Genomic DNA, 18149 nt, shown 5'->3' on the forward strand with positions numbered 1-18149 from the left:
GTGAACCGTCGAGCTTAACAGCTCCGGTGCTCCGCGTCAGCGATCTCGCACTCTCCCGCGCTGCTCCGCCGCTCCATCCCGCACTCCCGCACTCCCGCACTCCCGCACTCCCGCACTCCCGCACTCCGGCGCTCTGCCGCACGCCGCATCTCCCGCGCGGTCTCCCGGTGCACGCACGTCCGCGGGACGCTCCCGCGGCCCCGGCCGGGGGCGCACCGCGTGCCGGGTGAGAGGTCCGCTCCCGGAGGCTCCGCGCCGCACGGGCGCCCTGGGTCCCGAGTCCCGGTAGGCGGGGGATGCCCGGCGGGGCTGCCGGCCGAGGGCACGTACCATGTCCGCATGTCGTTCCTCCGCCGTCGCAGTGCGTCCGTGCCCGCGGGCCCCGACTTCGATGTCCTGGCCATGGACCCGACCGACTGGCCGGGCAATCTCGGGGCAGGTCTGCTTCCCGCCCCGGACGGCAGCTGCCAGGGCGTCTTCCTGCGCTACGACCTCTTCGGCGGCCGCGGCCCGGCCATGATCATCGGGAATCTGCCGGAGGGCTCGCCGGCCCGCGAGGTGAGCGGCAGCCAGGTGCCCTTCGAGGTGGCCCAGCTGATGTCCGCGCTGGAGAACGACGAGCCGGTCGAGGTCACCGGCGTCGAGGACGACCCGGTCATGCACGAGGACAACCTGCTGATCGTGCGCCGCGTGAAGTGCACGGAGGAGCGCATCTCCTGCGTGCAGTTCGACCGCAGCGACGGCGTGCTCGTGACCATCGCGAGCTGGGACCGTCCGATCACCAACGACCTCTACGCCCTGCTGAAGCCGCTCCCGGCGGAGATGTTCCAGCACTAGGACCAGCCCGGCGGACGTACCGCCGCCGCGCACGAGGGCCCGGTACCCCCGCGGGGGTACCGGGCCCTCGTGGCGACCGGTGAGGCTACGAGGAGGAGCGGATCAGCTTCACGTCGTCCGCCTTGACGAACGCCACGCGGTGGCCGAGCTGGATCTGGTAGTACGCGAGGTCGCCGCGGACCACCTTGAACTTCTCCGCCTTCGGGTCGTAGTCCTTCGCGTACAGGTACTCGCCGCGCGTCTTGAGGCCGACGGCGTACGCCTGCCCCTTCCCGATCTTGTACGGCAGGGGGGAGAGCTCCTGGAACGGCACGTCCGCCGGGTACGCCTCCTTCTCGGGGTAGGCCCGCCCGTACACGGGGACCTCGTCCTTGCCCGCCTTCGGGGTGACCATCCGGCCCCGTGCCGGGACGGCGGTGGGCTGCTTCCGGGGGTTGTGGAACCAGGCCTTCTCACCGAGGTACCACACCGCGGTCCACTCGCCCTTGCGGCCGGCGACGGCGTACTGCTGGCCGGTGCCGGCACGGGCACCCGTGTCGTTGACCCCGGTCGTGGAGTCCTCGCCCCCGGGGCGCAGGCCGGCGTCCTTCACCAGGGGCGACGAGGCGTCGGGCGCGGTGTGGAGCCGTACGGCACCCGAGCCGTGCGCCGGGCACGGGTCGCCCGAGTCGTCGCACCCGGTGTACTCCGGCTGGTGCTTGTCGTAGTCGGGCCTGATCGTCACCAGGTCGCTGCCGGCGCCGCCACCGGGCTCGAAGGGCTTGCCGAGCAGGGTGAAGTAGTGCTGCCAGTCGAAGTACGGGCCCGGATCGGTGTGCATGCCGGGGATGTTGGCGGAGGTGGTGCCGGGCACGTTGTCGTGGCCGATGACGTGCTGCCGGTCCAGCGGGATGTCGTACTTCGCCGCCAGGTACTTCACCAGCCGCGCGGAGGAGCGGTACATCGCCTCGGTGAACCACGCGTCGGGGTCGGTCAGGAAGCCCTCGTGCTCCAGGCCCACCGACTTGGCGTTGACGTACCAGTTGCCCGCGTGCCACGCCGCGTCCTTGCCGCGGACGTGCTGGGCGATGTGGCCGTCCGAGGAGCGGAGCGAGTAGTTCCACGAGACGTAGGTCGGGTCCTGGATCAGGTCCATCACGACGTTCCAGGGGCCCTCGGTGTCGTGCACCACGATGTAGTCGATCGAGGCGGACTCGGGCCGGTTCGCCTTGTCGTGGTTGCCGTAGTTCGGCCGGCCCTCGTCGTCCGTGTACTCCTCGTACGGTGCGGGGAGCCACTCGCAGGACACGTTCCGCGGGCACTCCGGCCCGGCCTTCCCCGCCGCGGAGCCGTCCCGCTCGCGCGCGTCCCCGGCCGCCCGCGCCTCGCCGGCGCGCAGCGAGGGCGCCGCGTCGAGCGTGACCCGCTGGCCGGTGTCGTTGGTGCGCCGCGCGCCCGAACGCAGTACGTCGAAGACGTCGTTCGCGAAGGCTTCGCCGGCCGCGCGTTCCGTGGCGGCCGGGAAGGCGGCCACGGCGCCGAACCAGTCCGCGGGGTCGGAGCTGAGGGGGCGGCCCAGCTTCTTCTGCGCGTCGACCAGGAGCGCCGCACCGCCGCGCACGTTGGCCGCCGCCGACTCGCGCAGCTCCTTCCGGGAGAGGCCGGTCAGTTCGGCCGCCCGTTCGGCGGTGCGCAGCCGGGCGGGCACCTTCCCCTTGCCGAGCGTCGCCGCATGGGCGGCCGCGGTGCGGGCCGTGCGGGCGGTGTCGCCGCGGGAGTCCTCCGTGCCCGCGTGGCCGTGGCCCGTCGGTGCCGCTTCGGCGAGTGCCGTACGGGCGTCCGTGAGGTGCATGGGGCCGTAGCCGCCGGTCACGCTGGGCGCGCCGTCGTGGGCGTCCCAGCGCGACTGCAGGTAGGAGACGCCGAGCAGGACGCTGCGCGGCACGTTGTACTGCTCCGCGGCGTCGGTGAAGTGCTGCTGGAGCCTGGAGGAGTCGCGCTGCCCGGCCGTGGCGTACGGGCCGGGCGAGGCGAGCGGCAGCAGCAGTGCCGCCGCTGCGGCACCGGCGGCGGTGACCGTCAGGGCGCGTGCGGAGCGCCCCCGCACGGGCAGCCGGTCCAGTGCGCGCCCGAGACGGCGTCTGAGAGGGTCTGGGGCGTCGGGAGCGGGGCCGGACGATTCATGGAAACCGGGCAAGGAAGCCTCCTCGGACTGGGCTCGCCGCATGCGGCGGACGCGAGCAGGCCTCAGAGGTATCGGTTGTACGATCATCCGTCAATGACCGTGAGGTGGGCACAAGTCGCACGTCAGCGGCGTACGTTCGGCTCCCGGCCTCCCGGCCCTATCCGTGCGGGCGCCGGTGCCGCGGACCGGCGGGCCGGCCGTCGGGGACGGTGGCGGCCGGGCCTGCGGGGCGTCATCGGTATGGACCGATGACGCCCCGCTCGCCCCCCGGACCGTCAACGCCCGGGTCGTCAACGCTCGGTGCGCGGCGGCGCGTTCAGCGCGTGCCGACGGCCGCCCGCACGGCGCCCCGCGCCTGGGCGCAGTCGTCGTGCAGCCTGCGGAGTAACAGCCGCTGCTCCTCGCCCCTCGCCATCCCGCCGGGACGCTCGGCCGCGCCCTGCGGGGCGACCTGAGGTGCGGGCTCGCGCATGGTGCGCCGCACCGCTGTCTCGTAGTGGCGGATCTCCCGGGTCAGCACCAGCATCAGGTTCACGAGGAAGGCGTCCCGGGCCGCGCGTCCCTGAGCCTGCGCCAGCTGGCTGATGTGCCGGCGCGCTATGGGCGCGTCGCCCAGAACCGCCCACAGCGTCGCCAGGTCGTAGCCGGGCAGGTACCAGCCCGCGTGCTCCCAGTCGACCAGCGCCGGGCCGGCGGGGGCCAGCAGCACGTTCGTCAGCAGCGCGTCCCCGTGGCAGAACTGCCAGGGAGTGCCGCTCCCGTTCCCGTACGTACGGGCGATCCCGTGCAGCAGCTTCTGCAGGTCGCCCAGGTCGCGGTCCGTCAGCAGTCCCTGTTCGTGGTAGCGGCTGAGCTTCGCCGGATAGTCGACCGGCCGCTCGAACCCGGAGACGGGAGGCTGCCACAGGTTGAGCCTGCAGACCGCCCCGAGAGCGGCGCGCAGATCGGAGCGGGGCGGCGCGTCGAGCAGGTGGCGCCTCATGGCCGCCACCCGCCCGGGCATCCGCTCGATGACGAGAACGCACTCGTCGGGGTCGGCGGCCACGAGCTTCGGCACACGCACGGGGGGACGGTGCCGTACGAATGTGCGGTAGGCCCCTATTTCGTGCCTGAAGCGCTCTGTCGGAAGCTGCGCACGGTCCACCAGGCACTTGGCGACCACGCTCTTGCGTCCCGCTGTGCCCGCCACCAGCACCGAGCGGCCGACGCGGCGCAGCACCTGGACCGGCTGGAACTCCGGGCAGATGCGCTGGACCGAGTCGAGAGCCGCGCGGATCCGCTCACCCTGAGGGCCGGTCAAGTCCAGCCTCCCGCTGACGGACTGGGCTCCGACGGCGCCGGAGAGCCTGCCCCGCGCGGTCCCGCCGCGGGTGAGAGGGCCCCGGCCCGTGGTGGGCGGGAACGCCGGAGAGCCGCCGGCGTAGGGCGGGTTTCCGAGCGGCCGCAACGGTGCCGACACGGAGGACGTCGCTGGATGCATGGTGAGCAGGGTCCCTTCGTGCGCCGACAGGTCGCCGCGCCCGCCGGCCCGCCCCGTGCGGTCCGCACCCTGGGGAATGCGGGCCGTCCCGGGGACCTGGCCGGAGTGGCGCGTGCATACAGGACACCCGGGCGCGCGGGTGGCACACCATCTGGCGGACCCTGGCGAACCCTGGCGAATAGTTCCGGGGCAGTTGGGCGGGGGTTAATGTCAACTAAGCCGAGAACCTGGGGGCTTGACGTGACCAAGGGACCCAACACCCGCCTCGCGGACCTTTTCGGGCTGGCCGGATGGTCCAAGGGCGAACTCGCGAGACTCGTGAACCGGCAGTCGGCGGCCATGGGGCACGCGCAGCTGGCGACCGACACCTCGCGGGTGCGGCGGTGGATCGACATGGGGGAGACCCCGCGCGATCCGGTGCCGAAGGTGCTTGCGGCTCTTTTCACCGAGCGACTCGGCCGTGTCGTGACCATCGAGGACCTCGGGTTCAGCAAGCCGGGCAGAGCTGCCGGACGGCAGCATTCCGGGCTCGACGGGATGCCGTGGGCACCCGAGCGGACTGCCGAGGTCCTCACCGAATTCACGGGAATGGACCTCATGCTCAACCGACGCGGCTTGGTGGGTGCGGGCGCCGCGCTCACCGCAGGATCGGCACTCACCAGTGCCATGTACGACTGGCTCCGCACGGCGCCGGCCCCCGCTTCCGTCTCCTTCGCCCCCGGCCCGGCCCGCTACGCGGACCAGGCAGCCATCGACAGGTACGACGCGGCCCCGGTCGGGTCCCAGGAGATCGAGGCGCTGGAGCACTCGGTCGAGGTCTTCCGCGCCTGGGACGCGGCCCGCGGCGGAGGACTCCAGCGCAAGGCGGTGGTCGGCCAGCTCAACGAGGTGGGAGGCATGCTCGCGTACCACCATCCCGACCGGCTCCAGCGGCGGCTGTGGGGCGTCGCCGCCAACCTGGCCGTGCTCGCCGGGTGGATGTCGCACGACGTGGGCATGGAGCCCACCGCCCAGAAGTACTTCGTCATCGCCGCGCACGCCGCGCGCGAGGGCGGAGACCGTCCGCGGGCGGGGGAGGCCCTCTCCCGTGCGGCGCGGCAGATGGTGCATCTGGGACGCCCGGACGAGGCCCTCGACCTGATGAAGCTCGCACGAGCGGGCTCCGGCGAGGAGACGCTGCCCCGTACGCAGGCCATGCTGCACACCATCGAGGCCTGGGCGCAGGCGTCCATGGGGCGCGGCCAGGCGATGCGCCGCACCCTCGGCAAGGCCGAGGAGCTGTTCGCGTCGGACAAGGGCGATGTGCCGCCGCCGAGTTGGATGCAGATGTTCGACGAGGCGGATCTGCACGGCATGGAGGCGCTGGCCTACCGCACGCTCGCCGATCACGAGCCCGCAGCGGCGGGCTCCGCGGAACGCCATGCCAAGCAGGCGCTGCGGCTGCGGGCGAACGAGCGGCAGCGCTCGAAGATCTTCGACTGGATCTCCCTGGCCTCCGCCTACTTCATCGCCGACGAACCCGAGCAGGCCGACCGCTACGCCCGGCTGGCCCTCGTCAGCATCGGCGAGAACTCCTCCCACCGCACCTGGGACCGGCTGCGTGAGATGTACCGGCTGACGGGCCAGTACGCGAGCCACGCCGGCATCGCGGACCTGCGGGAGGAGATCAAGCTCGCGATGCCGAGGCACCACAAGCAGACGGCTCCCCGGCTGCCCGGCGCCCGCGGCCTGCGCAGCGTCTGAGCGCGGGCCGGAGGGCACCGGGGCGGGCCGGGGAGCCGTAGCGGGGTCTCCCGGATGCGTCAGCGGCGCACGTAGCGTTCGGCGACCACGGAGGGGAACTCCACCGGCGCGCCATGCTCGAGAGACCGCGCGAGACGCAGGTACTGCGCGTGCGTCCACGCCAGAGGCGTTGCCGAGGCGGTGGGGGTGCCCGGCTTCTCGCGGGGAACCGGCGGCCTCTCGTCCCAGACCTGCTCCGGAAGCGTCAGCGTCTCGCTCGCGGTGCGGGCCATGTCGCGCAGCCTGCCCGCCGCCGACCGCCGGTCCCCGCGGAGCAGTTCGTACTCTCCGCGCTCACCGGCGAAGATCGGCCACAGCCGGCCGTGCGTGGTCTTCACCTCGGGGCGGTTGACGGTCCACTGCTCGCCGTTCGGCTGCTCGCCGTAACCGTCGCCGGTGTAGCGGTACCAGTGGCGGCCCGAGGGCGTGTCGACGGCGATCTTGCGGTCGACGACGTCGAGGGAGTTGAGGACCACCGGGTCGTCGGCGGGCTTGACCCCCAGACGGACGAGCTCCAGGAATCCGGCGTCCACGACGGTGCGCTGGTCGACCGGGGTCTCGCTGTTGTTGCCGAGCTCGTACTTCATGCCGGAGTCCGGCTTCCCGTTCTTCGTCAGCCGCAGGTAGTAGGGCTCGTCCGAGTCGGGGCCGTTGGTGGTGACGGTCCACTTCTCGACCGACTCCTGCCACTTGTCGGCGGCCTCCAGGTACTTGGCGGCCTTGGCGCCCCGGCCGCCGCGGTCCAGCAGGTCCGCGAGGCAGACGAGTCCGGCGATCACGGAGGCGATCGTCGCGGGCGAGTACCCCGACTGCTCCTCCCAGCGCTCCTGCTGGGTGTAGGGCGCCTTGTAGCCCTCCTCGCTCTCGTAGCCGAGGATGAAGTCCGCGGCCCGTTCGAGCTGTTCGAGCGTGCTTGCGTCGTAGCGGTCGAGCAGCCAGGCCAGCAGCATCGGCGCGGCCGTCTCGTCGAGCTGGATGTTCGTCCAGAAGGGCTCGCCGTCGACCTTGCAGTTCTGCGGCCAGTGCCCGTCGGGAAGCTGGGTCCGGAGCATGTAGTCCAAGGCGCGGCCGGCCGCCGCGCGGTCGCCGGCGGCGAGGAGCCCGGTGCCGATCTGGTACTGGTCGCGCGGCCAGACGAGGTGGTAGGGACCCGTCTCCGGGACGACGTGCCGGGAGCCGAAGTCCCAGGGCATGGAAGGGGAGGCGATGAACGCACCCGGGTTCTTCTTGTCCTCGCTCGCCGCCAGCGTCACCACGGACGCCGTGTAGAGCGCCCGGTCCCCCGGAGTGCGCAGGCACGCGGGGGGCTGCGGGAGCGTCGCGAGGTAGGCGGTCCACCCGGCGTCGTACGAATGCGCGGCGGCGTGGAACCCGGCCCGCAGCGAACGGCGGGCCGTCTTCACGGCGTCGCCGGCCCGCTTGCCGAAGCCCAGCACCACGGTCTGCCGGGTGCGGGTGCGGCCGTCCACCCTCAGCCGTCCCAGCTGGACGATGTTGCCGGGCCCCGCGGTGGCGTAGTGGTTCTGCAACCGGCCGTCGTTCTCGGAGAGTTCGGTCCAGCCGTCGTTCACGCCGAGATAGCCGACGGTCGACTCGGCGAAGCCGTCCTGGGCCAGCAGCGCGCTCGCGACGTGCTTGTCCCGGGCGACGAGGGCGCCGTCCTGCGGGAATGCCTCGTCGTCGTTGCCGTCACCCGAGAGCGCGGGGTCGTGAAGGACGTAGACCTGCAGCGGCGTGCCGTTCCGGGACCGGACCTCGATGTCCATGACGACGCTGGAGCGCTCCGGGTCCGTGACGTAGTGCGTCACGGCGCACCAGCCCTCGCCCTGGCTCGTCTGCCGGTAGCGGGGGGCGCCGCCGCGGCCGACCAGCTCGGTGCGCGTGTCCGCCTGTCCGACCCGCTGGACGAACGTCTTGCCGTCGGTGACGACGAGCTCCGTGTGGCGGCTGGCGGGCGTGCTGAGGTCGGGGTAGTACGTCTCGCTCATCCGGCCGCCCTGCAGGGTGAACCACGCGAGACTGCTCTCTCCGCGGGCGGTGCCGAAGCCGACCTTGTCCGCCGGGTCGAACCGCGCGTCCTTGCCCGGACCTCCCGGTGCCTCCCCGGTCGCTGTCGCTGCGCCGCTGCGCGTACCGGACCGCCCGGCTGCCGCGGCGGTGCCGGCCAGCGGCACGGGTGCCGCGACGGCCGACGCACCCACGAGCGCGGCTCTGAGGAAGTTCCGGCGGGAGTTCGTAGACACGCGTCCTCCAGGTGAGGCGTGAAGTCGGGCCCCCACAAGGCCCGTTCAGATGTGTTCACCATGTGAAGGCGTCCGTCCTGACGGCCTCCCATGAGTGAGCGAAAGCCTTACCTCGGAAGACCTCTGCGTCAAGAGAGCTTGAAGTGACTCCAAACTATGAACGCACACGCGGAATTTGGGAGGAGTGCACGGCATGTCCCGCTTTCCTGCTGGCAATTACGGGACCCCACTGCGCCGGTGCGGTTCCGCACCGGCGCACGCCCGTCCTGCGGCGCCCCGCGCCGGGCGCCGCGGCAGGCCCGCCGGCCGCGGCACACCGCCCCCTGCGCGCTCCGGCGTCGCGGACCCGCTCACCCCTTGCCCTGGCCCTCCTTCTTCGCAAGACGCCGGCGCTGCCTGGGAGTCGTCTCCTTGCGTCCGGTCTGCCGTAGGTAGACCTCTCGGCGCTCCTGATTCGTCACACGTGTGGACCCTTCCGGTCGGCGGGACGGTCACGCCGCGTCTCCCCTCGCCGGGCGCGGTATGCGGTGCCGCCCGCGAGGCCGGAACCGGACGGGCCGGACTCCCGCGTGCGACCGAGCACCCGGGGACGCCTGCCGGCGCCGCGGAGCGGCAGGGCGGCGGGTGACACCGGCGCACTTCGCCAAACGCTGCCATTGCGGTGCCGACCGGGGCACGGTCCCCGGACATCCCGGGTACCCGGCCCGGTACGGCCGCGGCAGAGCGCGCGCGGCGGAGAGTTCCGAGGAGGACGGATGACGCGGTCCACTCGCGGAAGCGTGACGAAGGCGAACGGGACGCCGGGCCCCGCTCTCAGGGAACCCGCCCCTCCCACGCCCGGTCCGGGGCCGGGGCCTCCGGGACCCGAGCCCGGACCCGCACCGGGGCCGGCTCCCGCCCCCGGCCCCGATCCGCTGCCGCCTCCTGCGCCGGGGCCCGGAGGGCCCGATCCCGTACCGCCGAACCCGCAGCCCCCGACACCGGGGCCCGAGCCGGGTCCCGCTCCCGACCCGGCTCCCGGCGGTGAGGCCGGGGCGAAGCCGGCCGGCTGACCTCGCCGCGCACGTCGGCTGTCCGCTCCGCCCGCGTGAGGCGGGGCGGGCAGCCGGATCGCGAGTCGCTGCCTGACGGCGGCCCGCCCTGTCAGGGGGTGAGCCGCCGTCAGGGTTCCCAACTCGCGCCGGGCGCTGGCACTCGGGCCGGGAACGCGGGGCACTCGGCGAGTGCCCCGCGTTCCCGGCCTCAGCTTGACGGCTCGGGACGGACGGTGACGGGCGGTTACGCGGCGCCCCTCTCCTCCCCCGTGTCGTCCCCCTTCTCGTCGTCGACGATCTCGGCGTCCACGACGTCCTCCTGGGAGTCCGCTCCGCCGGGCCCGGAGGACTCGGTCCCGTCCGCTGCCCCGCCTGCGGCGGCACCGCCCGCGGCGCCTGCCTGGGCGTCGCCGTACATCGCCTGCCCGAGTTTCTGGCTGACGGCGGCGACCCGCTCGCTCGCCTGGCGGATGGCGGTGGTGTCCTCGCCCTTGAGGCGCTCCTTCAGATCCGCGACTGCTTCCTCCACCTCCGACCTGACGTCGCCCTGGACCTTCTCCTGGTTCTCCTTGAGGAAGTCCTCCGTCGTGTAGACGAGCTGTTCGGCCTGGTTGCGCGTCTCCGCGTCCTCGCGGCGCCGGCGGTCCTCCTCGGCGTACTGCTCCGCCTCCCGCATCATGCGGTCGATCTCTTCCTTCGGCAGGCTGGAGCCGCCGGTGACCTGCATCTTCTGCTCCTTGCCCGTGCCCTGGTCGCGGGCGGAGACGTGCATGATCCCGTTGGCGTCGATGTCGAAGGCGACCTCGATCTGGGGGACGTTGCGCGGTGCCGGGGGCAGGCCCGTCAGCTCGAAGGAGCCGAGCTTCTTGTTGTAGGCCGCGATCTCGCGCTCGCCCTGGAAGACCTGGATCGTCACCGACGGCTGGTTGTCCGCCGCCGTGGTGAAGACCTCGGAACGCCTCGTCGGGATGGTCGTGTTGCGCTCGATCAGCTTGGTCATGACGCCGCCCTTGGTCTCGATGCCCAGGGACAGCGGGGTGACGTCGAGCAGCAGGACGTCCTTGACGTCGCCCTTGATCACTCCGGCCTGCAGCGCCGCCCCGATGGCGACGACCTCGTCCGGGTTGACGCCCTTGTGCGGGTCCTTGCCCGTGAGGTCCTTCACCAGCTCGGTCACGGCCGGCATGCGCGTGGACCCGCCGACCAGGATCACGTGGTCGATCTGCGACACCTCGATGCCGGCGTCCCTCACCGCCGCGTGGAACGGCTCCTTGCAGCGCTCCAGCAGGTCCGCGGTGAGCTGTTCGAACTGGGCGCGCGTGAGCTTCTCGTCCAGGTGCAGCGGACCCTCGTCCGTGGCCGTGATGTAGGGGAGGTTGACGGTGGTCTCGGTCGCGGACGAGAGCTCGATCTTGGCCTTCTCGGCTGCCTCCCGCAGCCGCTGGACCGCCATCCTGTCCTTCGACAGGTCGATGCCGTGGCCGTTCCTGAACTGCTTCACCAGATGGTCGACGACCCGCTGGTCCCAGTCGTCGCCGCCGAGGCCGGTGTCGCCGGACGTCGACTTCACCTCCACCAGGCCGTCGCCGATCTCCAGGAGCGAGACGTCGAAGGTGCCACCGCCGAGGTCGAAGACGAGGACCGTGTGGTCGTCCTCCTTGTCCAGGCCGTAGGCCAGGGCCGCCGACGTCGGCTCGTTGATGATCCGCAGGACGTTCAGGCCCGCGATCTCACCGGCCTCCTTGGTGGAGGTGCGCTGGGAGTCGTTGAAGTAGGCGGGCACCGTGATGACCGCCTCGGTCACGTCCTCCCCGAGATACGCCTCGGCGTCCCGCTTCAGCTTCTGCAGCACCCTGGCGGAGATCTCCTGCGCGGTGAACCGGTTGCCGTCCACGTCGCCGGACTCCGGGAAGCGCCACTCCGGATCTCCCGCGTGCCGTTTCACCGAGCGTGCGGTGCGGTCCACGTTCGTCACCGCCTGCCGCTTGGCGACCTCGCCGACGAGGACCTCCCCGCCCTTGGCGAAGGCCACCACGGACGGGGTCGTCCTGGCTCCTTCGGCGTTCGGGATGACGGTGGGTTCACCGCCCTCGAGAACGGACACCACGGAGTTCGTGGTCCCCAGGTCGATTCCGACTGCTCGGGCCACCTCGACTCACCTCTCCTCCTCCGCCGTCGCCGTCGCGAAAATCGGCGAGCGGCCCCGGAGCAGCAGGCGAACGGGCCATGGCCGGTGCCGCCACCGGCCTGCCGCGCCCCACTGCCGCAAGGCCGGCGAATGCCTACACTCCCTGCATAAAAGTTGAGCGGGGCAGTGTCAAGGGCTGCCGGGGGTCGGTTTGACGGCGGTCGGCCTCGTGTGAGCACCCGCGGCGCCTCCGCGAAGGCGCACACCGAACAGTGGCGGTGGGCGCCGCGCCTCGCGGTGTCAGCCGCTGACCCGGGCGACCAGCACGCAGGCGTCGTCCCGGCCCTCGCGGTCGCCGAACTCCTCGACGACGGCGCGCACGCACTCCTGAGCCGTACGCGCAGCGGCGAACCGGCCGGCGAGGGCCAGCAGCCGCTGCGAGCCGCCGTCCTGCACATGCCCGCCGGGCAGCAGGGGATCGAGGGCAGTCCCGGAGGGGGCGTCGCCGTACGAGGTGAGTCCGTCGGTGTGCAGGACGAGCAGGTCGCCCGCCTCCAGCACTTCGGTGCGCTGCCCGTAGGCGGCGCCCGGGGCCGCGCCCAGCAGGACACCCTCCGGCGGCCGCAGCACGCGCCCCTCGCCCCCGCGGAAGAGCAGCGGTGCGGGATGCCCGGCCTGCGACCACGTCAACGTGCGGTCCGCGGGCCGGTAGCGGCAGCAGACCGCGCTGCCCAGGGCCGGCTGTGCGGCGGAGTCGAGCAGCTGGTTCAGGTGACCCATCAGCGCCCCCGGCTCGACGCCCGCCACCGCCATGCCGCGGACGGCGCCCAGCAGCATGGCCATCCCCGACGTCGCGGCGACTCCGTGGCCGGTCAGATCGCCCGCGGACAGCAGCGTGGCTCCGTCGGGCAGTTCGAGGGCGTCGTACCAGTCGCCCCCGATGAGGGTGCTCGTCGCCGACGGGAGGTAGTGCGAGGCGATGTCGAGGGAGCCGTCGGCGTGCCCGCCGGAGCGGGAGAAGCGCCGCGAGCCCCGCCACTGCGGCAGCACCGACTCCTGCAGCTCGACGGCGATCCGCCGCTCGGCCTGCGCCGCGTGCTGCTCGTGCCGCACCGTCTCGCGCGTCTCGAGGACGGCCAGCTCGCTCCGGCGCAGCTCGCTGACGTCCCGGACGACCGCCCACATGGCCGCGGTGCCGCCCTGGTCGTCGAGTACGGGTTCCCCGAGGAGGTGCAGCGTGCGTACGGCGCCGTCCGGCCGCATGATGCGGAACTCGCGGTCGATGGGGCGGCTGTCCACGAGGCAGTCCGTCACCGCCGCGGCGAGCAGCGGCTGGTCGTCCGGCAGCACCCACGAGGGAAGCTCGTCCAGGGAGAGCGGGCCCTCGGACGGGGCACGCCCGAAGATGGCGTACAGCTCCGCGGACCAGGAGACCACGTCGGTCAGCAGGTTCCACTCGGCACTGCCGGACCGCGCCGGTAACCGGTCTCCGGGAGGCGCCTGGCCTGCGGCTGCGACGCCCTCCGCGGCCGCGCCGCCGGAGCCGTGCCACTCCGGGGTGTCCGCGCCCGCTGCCGGGGCGCCCGCACGGAGCTGGCCCAGGTGCTCGCCCAGGCCGTCCAGGTGGCGGGCGGCGAGATCGCACAGCGCCCGCTTCCAGCGCGACGTGGGATCGCCCGCCTCTTCTCCGCCCGCGCCCGCCGCGCTCGACCGGACCGCGTCGATCCCGCCGCGCAGCCGGCGCGCCTGCGTGATGAGCGAGTCCAGCGTGCCGCGCTCGGGCGGCTGGGACGCCGGGCGGTCCGCATCGAGGTGGGAGGGCATGCGTTCTCTCCGATACGGGATGAGGGCTCGGTTACGACTGTTGCACAGGCTGCGACCGGCCGTAAGTGGTTTTGCCATACCCGATCCGGTGGTGCTGCGGGCATTTGTCCGCGGCCTGGGGGCAGTTGGAGCCGGGGAAGGGCCCTCGGCGCGCCGCGGAAGGGCTGATTCCCGGTAGGCTCCCGACGCCGGACACGCGCGTTCCGCATCGCCGGGGAGCCCAGGAGTAGAACCGCGTGCAACGGCAAGGATGCTGGTCAACGGAAATTCCGTTGCCAGTTGAGACCCCGCACCGGATGCTGACCTCATGTTCGTCGAGCCCGTCGATTCAGACATAGCGCCCAGCGGTACGCTGCTCGGCCTCCTGCAGCGAGGCCGCGGCGACGGCACGCTGCACGCCTTGGCGGCGCCGCGTGCCGAAGCTCTGGCCGCGCTCAGGCAGTGCGTACTCAACGACCCGCGCCGCGACTGGCAGATCGAACACCGTTCTCTCTACTACGCGCGTCTGCACATGGAGCTGGACGCCGCCCTCGACGACATCGAGGAGCACCTCTTCCACCCGGACGACCAGCTCACCGCCGAGGACGACGCGGAGGTGCGCACGGGTCTCGCCCTGTCCGTGCTGGGCCACCTCGCCTCCTACCAGGACGACCGTGCGCTGGAACTGCTGCGCCGCTACGCCGAGTCCGGTGCGAACTGGCAGTGGGCCCTCGACGAACTGGCCGTGCGCGACGACGACGAGGCGCTCCGCGCGCTCGGTCCCGCCGTCCTCGCCCGCTTCCCGGAGGACCGCCGGGGGGACGCGGCGCTGGCGGCCGCGGCACGCAACGCCTTCGAACCGCGCCCCTGGCGGCTGTGGGCGGAGGACTCCGCACGTCCCGGCCAGGGCGAGCGGCTGCTGCGCGTGCGCGAACACGGCTCCTTCGACCGCTGGCAGCGTCAGATGCACGGTTCCGGCCCCCGCCCGGGCTGGAGCGTCCGTGCCGTCCTCGACTGGGCGCAGGAGGGCCACGACCAGCATCCGCGCGTCGCACGGGAATCGGCGGCTGCCCGCTGCCTGTCGGCCGTGGCGGGCCCCGAGGACCGCGCCGAGCTGCTCGCCGCCGCCCGCGGACCGCGCGAAGCGGCACGGGCCGCCGCGCTGCGCCACCTGGCCGAGCGCGGGGACGAGGACGCCCTCACGCTGATCGAGGAGGCGGCCGCCGACCCCGCCGCGCTGGTCTCCCAGGCCGCCCTGGCCTCCTTCGCGCGGATGCGCAGCACCGCGGCGGTCGTCCGGGCCAGGCAGTGGGCGGCCGCGCCGGAGGGGACACTGCCCGGCGGCCTGCGGACCGCCGCCGCCGAGATGCTCGCCTGCTGCGGCGGCGCCCAGGACGCCGACGCGGTGCTCCGCGCGCTGCGCCGCACCGTCCGCGACGAGGGCCCCGACAGCGGCGCGCTGTGGCCGCTGGTCGACGGAGTCGGCAGGCTGGGCGTCGACTGCGCCGCGCCCGTGCTGCGGCACGTCTACCGTGAGACGGCCTCCTCGCAGCTGCGGGGCCGCGCGGCTGCCGCACTCGCCCTCACCGACCCCTCGTTCGCGGCGGGCTTCGCCGTCGAGTGCCTGTGGGACTGCGAGGAGACCACCCGGGCCCTGGCCGCCGAGTACGCGGCGACGGGGGACGAACGGGTCGTCGAGCGCCTGCGGCGGCTGGCGGCCGATCCCGCCGAGGAGGCGGGCGTGCAGAGTGCGGTACGCGGAAGGCTCAGCCCGGACGCAGGGCGCTGAAGGCTCAGCCCGGACGCAGGGCGCTGAAGGCTCAGCCCGGACGCAGGGCGCTGAGGGTGCCGCGAGCGGCGGCTTCCCGCCGGTGCGGCGGCCTGCGGGCCCGAGGAATGTCCCGAGGGATGTAACGCCGCATCAGGGGCCGTTTCGGGCGTTGTCGGTGTGACCGCATAGTGTGTCCGTCGTGACTGAGCACGCCCCGCCGATCATCCCGTCCCCGGCTCCCGGCCCCGCCGCCGACGAGGGCCTGGCACGGCGGCTGCGCGCCCTGGCCTGCACCGCTCCGCTGCACGACCTGGACGTCCGCAAGGCCAACCTCGCGGGGGAGTACAGCACTTACGCGATGGCGGAGGTCGCTCTCAGCGCCATCGACGTCGTCACCCTCCAGATGGACTTCGACACCGGAGCCGACCACGAGGACGTGGTGGCCCGGCTCCTGCCCCGCATCGCCGCCCAAGCGCCCGGCCGTCCCGCCGCGGAGCACGAGCGGGTCGCCCGCTGGGTGCTGGAGAACCTGGTCAACGTGGGCAGCGTCGACCGCGGATTCCGGGCCGTCTACGGCACGTTCGGGCCGGACGGCGCCTACGTCCGCCGCGACTACGACTTCAAGCTCATCGAGGAGGTCCCGGCCCCCGGCGGGAGCGTCTACCTCCGCACGACCGACGAGGCGGTCAACGTCCTGGTCGGCGCCCTCGACACGGACGTGACCAGCGCCCAGATCGCCGCCGAGGTCAAGCTGGAGGTCCTCATCAGCCGCGGCCGCCTGGCGGACGCCCAACTCGCCGCCGAGCAGGCGCGCTACCGCACGGTCCAGTACGCCGAGACGCTCCGCCGCACGCTGGAGGCCACCCGGCGGGACGTACGCGCCGTCGACTGGCTGCGCACCGTCCCGGACATGATCAGCGAGGCGCTGGAGCACGTCGCCGACCGCTACCGCCACGAGAACGCGATCCTGACCAACATCCGCCGCGCCCGCGACGAGGCGGCGTCCGAACGCGGCCCCGACCACAAGCGGCGCGCCGCCGAGCTCGTCGACATCGTGAAGGACTGCATCCGCCGCCACACCCAGCTCCAGTCCCGGCTGCTGGCTGCCGGGCCGCTCTTCCGGGCCGAGCAGGACCGCCAGGCGTTCGCGCCGCCGGCGGCCCGCGCGGGGCTCGACCTGTACGGGCAACTGCTGGCCCCCGTGCTGCCGTTGCCGCTGGAGCAGGCGGGCCGGGTGACCGACGCCTTCTTCGCGCGGGCGGGGCTGCGCACCCCCGGGGCCGTCCGCGTCGGGGATCTGATCGACCTGCTCCTCACGCCTCCGGCCCCCCGCGAGCACCTCGGGGCCGAGATGCCGGAGCCGGACCTGATCGCCACGCCCGACGACAGCAGGTTCAGCGAGGAACAGCTGGAGCGGGCCATGGAGTTGCTGGACCTGCCCGCCGACGCGCCACGCCGCCTCTCCGGCCTCCTCGCGGAGGCGAGGCGTCAGGACCCGGAACTCCCGTACCTCGTCTCCCTGCTGGCGGTCCATGCGGCCTCTCCGCCCGTGGGCACCGCCTACCGGCAGGGCGAGCAGCGCCTCCTCTTCGCCGTGGACGACGGGGAGGAGCTCGACGACCCCGAGTTCGGCGGAGCGGACCTCATCGTCGGCACGGCCCTGCTGGACGCGGAGGGCATGGCCTCGGACCGCACGGAGGTGGCATGAGGCGGCCCTGGCCCGGCGTGGCGAAGTCCCTTCGCGCGCACGCCACTTCGGGGTGCTCGCCGGGTGGGCCGCACGGCCTGCCCGTCCGGTCCACCCAGCGAGCGGACCGCGGCACGGCCCGCGGCCGGAGAGATCCACGAGGAGTACCGCACCCGTGAGCGACCACCGTGACGAGGCGACCCGCGACGACGGCCCGGCCGGTGACGCCGTCGCAGCAGCCGCCGGACCGACCACCCCGTCCGGGGACTTCGCGGCGCCCGCCCTCCCGTCCGAGGGGAGCCGCGGCGAACACCCCGGCCGCGCCGAACACCCCGGGGACGCGGGCCGGACGGCCGTCACGCCGGCCGACACCGCCGACGCCGCCCGCCTCGTGTCCTTCGGACTCCACCCCAAGCTGCTGCCCGCCCGGGACGCCGAGTACGCCGAACTGCTCCGGCGGTACCGGGACGAGCCCGCCTTCGCGCGCCTCGCGGACGCCGTGGCCACCGGCCTCGGCCTCGTCGTCCTGGAGGTCTCCACACGCGCCGGCATGGCACTCGCCGCCGACGAGGAGTCGGTCTTCGCCGTGCGCATGGGCGACTATTCGCGCCGCGCCACCGCCGACTCCGCCGACCGGTTCCTCCACGGGCTCGCGCACCTCGCCGTAGCCGCGATGGCCTTCCCGCGTCCCGAGGACCTGGCCGACGACGGCTACATCGGCCGCATCACCGTCAACGGCGTGGACTCCTTCGTGCGGCAGGCGTGCCGGAGGCTGGAGGAGCGCGCCGAGGAGGCGGGGGAGAACGCCGACCCGGTCACGGGGGCACCCGGCCTGGAAGCCGCCTGGCGGGTGTACGCGCGCCGCAGCGCCACCGGAGCCACCAAGGACGCACGGCGCCTGGCGGGTTCGACGACCGGCATCATCGGCAAGGCCGTGGCCTTCCTCGTCGACTCCGGCTTCCTCCAGCGGACCGGCGATGACGCCGGAGGCACCTACCGCACCACGCCCCGCTACCAGTTGCAGGTGCGGGACATGGCGGGCAGCGCCGCGATGTCGGAGCTGCTGGAGCTGGGCGTTGTACCCGTCAGCGACGGCACGGCGAGCCTGCTGCCGCCGGGCGAGGGCGAAGTGGAGATCACCGGGGACGCCGCGCTTCCCTTCCACTCCTGAACCGCCCCGGCCGCGAGGGGCCCGCCTCCCGGGCCCGCCCGCACCACGT

General features: G+C 73.3%; 10 protein-coding genes. 5 read left to right on the forward strand and 5 right to left on the reverse strand.

Annotated elements, in window-relative coordinates; genetic code table 11:
- The first annotated feature begins 339 nt into the window (after window positions 1-339).
- Window positions 340-837, forward strand: coding sequence for a hypothetical protein (locus tag H181DRAFT_RS18440; RefSeq protein WP_045865612.1), 498 nt, complete (start codon window positions 340-342; stop codon window positions 835-837).
- 85 nt (window positions 838-922) lie between these two features.
- On the opposite strand, the gene H181DRAFT_RS18445 is transcribed toward H181DRAFT_RS18440, so the two are convergent.
- Entirely contained in the window at window positions 923-2923 is a 2001-nt protein-coding gene (locus H181DRAFT_RS18445; protein ID WP_045865613.1) for an N-acetylmuramoyl-L-alanine amidase, read from the reverse strand.
- Window positions 2924-3317: 394 nt separating this feature from the next.
- Window positions 3318-4481: an aminoglycoside phosphotransferase family protein gene (locus tag H181DRAFT_RS18450; protein ID WP_045865614.1), complete on the reverse strand. Its 1164-nt coding sequence runs from the start codon at window positions 4479-4481 to the stop codon at window positions 3318-3320.
- Between the two features lie 240 nt (window positions 4482-4721).
- Between H181DRAFT_RS18450 and H181DRAFT_RS18455 the strand changes: the two genes are divergently transcribed.
- Complete coding sequence (locus tag H181DRAFT_RS18455) at window positions 4722-6224, forward strand: DNA-binding protein NsdB (RefSeq protein ID WP_045865615.1); 1503 nt, start codon at window positions 4722-4724, stop codon at window positions 6222-6224.
- A 59-nt stretch (window positions 6225-6283) separates the two neighbouring features.
- Here the strand turns inward: H181DRAFT_RS18455 and H181DRAFT_RS18460 are convergent, their stop codons facing one another.
- The 3 genes from H181DRAFT_RS18460 to H181DRAFT_RS18470 form a co-directional block, all read right to left on the reverse strand.
- On the reverse strand, window positions 6284-8506 hold the full coding sequence (locus H181DRAFT_RS18460) for a glycoside hydrolase family 15 protein (protein ID WP_199810834.1): 2223 nt from the start codon (window positions 8504-8506) through the stop codon (window positions 6284-6286).
- A gap of 1278 nt (window positions 8507-9784) precedes the next feature.
- On the reverse strand, window positions 9785-11689 hold the full coding sequence (dnaK, locus tag H181DRAFT_RS18465) for a molecular chaperone DnaK (protein ID WP_045865616.1): 1905 nt from the start codon (window positions 11687-11689) through the stop codon (window positions 9785-9787).
- A 279-nt stretch (window positions 11690-11968) separates the two neighbouring features.
- The gene (locus H181DRAFT_RS18470; protein WP_045865617.1) at window positions 11969-13492 is read right to left on the reverse strand and encodes a PP2C family protein-serine/threonine phosphatase; all 1524 of its coding nucleotides are present in this window, start codon (window positions 13490-13492) and stop codon (window positions 11969-11971) included.
- A 307-nt stretch (window positions 13493-13799) separates the two neighbouring features.
- Here H181DRAFT_RS18470 and H181DRAFT_RS18475 point away from each other — a divergent pair, with 307 nt between their 5' ends.
- The 3 genes from H181DRAFT_RS18475 to H181DRAFT_RS18485 all read left to right on the forward strand — a co-directional run bounded on the left by H181DRAFT_RS18475 (window position 13800) and on the right by H181DRAFT_RS18485 (window position 18100).
- The gene (locus H181DRAFT_RS18475) at window positions 13800-15260 is read left to right on the forward strand and encodes a hypothetical protein (RefSeq protein ID WP_045865618.1); all 1461 of its coding nucleotides are present in this window, start codon (window positions 13800-13802) and stop codon (window positions 15258-15260) included.
- Between the two features lie 181 nt (window positions 15261-15441).
- Window positions 15442-16950 carry a hypothetical protein gene (locus tag H181DRAFT_RS18480; protein ID WP_045865673.1) on the forward strand — a complete coding sequence of 503 codons (1509 nt, stop codon included), beginning with the start codon at window positions 15442-15444 and terminating at the stop codon, window positions 16948-16950.
- 154 nt (window positions 16951-17104) lie between these two features.
- The gene (locus H181DRAFT_RS18485) at window positions 17105-18100 is read left to right on the forward strand and encodes a hypothetical protein (RefSeq protein WP_045865619.1); all 996 of its coding nucleotides are present in this window, start codon (window positions 17105-17107) and stop codon (window positions 18098-18100) included.
- Window positions 18101-18149: the final 49 nt, after the last annotated feature.

Origin of the sequence: Streptomyces sp. WMMB 714 (assembly GCF_900090125.1) — a bacterium.
Taxonomy (GTDB): Bacteria; Actinomycetota; Actinomycetes; order Streptomycetales; family Streptomycetaceae; genus Streptomyces; species Streptomyces daqingensis.

Bases quoted from the DNA above. Each gene is read 5' to 3' on its own strand.
- H181DRAFT_RS18450 (WP_045865614.1), bottom strand. From the start codon at position 4,481: ATGCATCCAGCGACGTCCTCCGTGTCGGCACCGTTGCGGCCGCTCGGA.
- H181DRAFT_RS18475 (WP_045865618.1), top strand. From the start codon at position 13,800: ATGTTCGTCGAGCCCGTCGATTCAGACATAGCGCCCAGCGGTACGCTG.
- H181DRAFT_RS18470 (WP_045865617.1), bottom strand. From the start codon at position 13,492: ATGCCCTCCCACCTCGATGCGGACCGCCCGGCGTCCCAGCCGCCCGAG.
- H181DRAFT_RS18440 (WP_045865612.1), top strand. From the start codon at position 340: ATGTCGTTCCTCCGCCGTCGCAGTGCGTCCGTGCCCGCGGGCCCCGAC.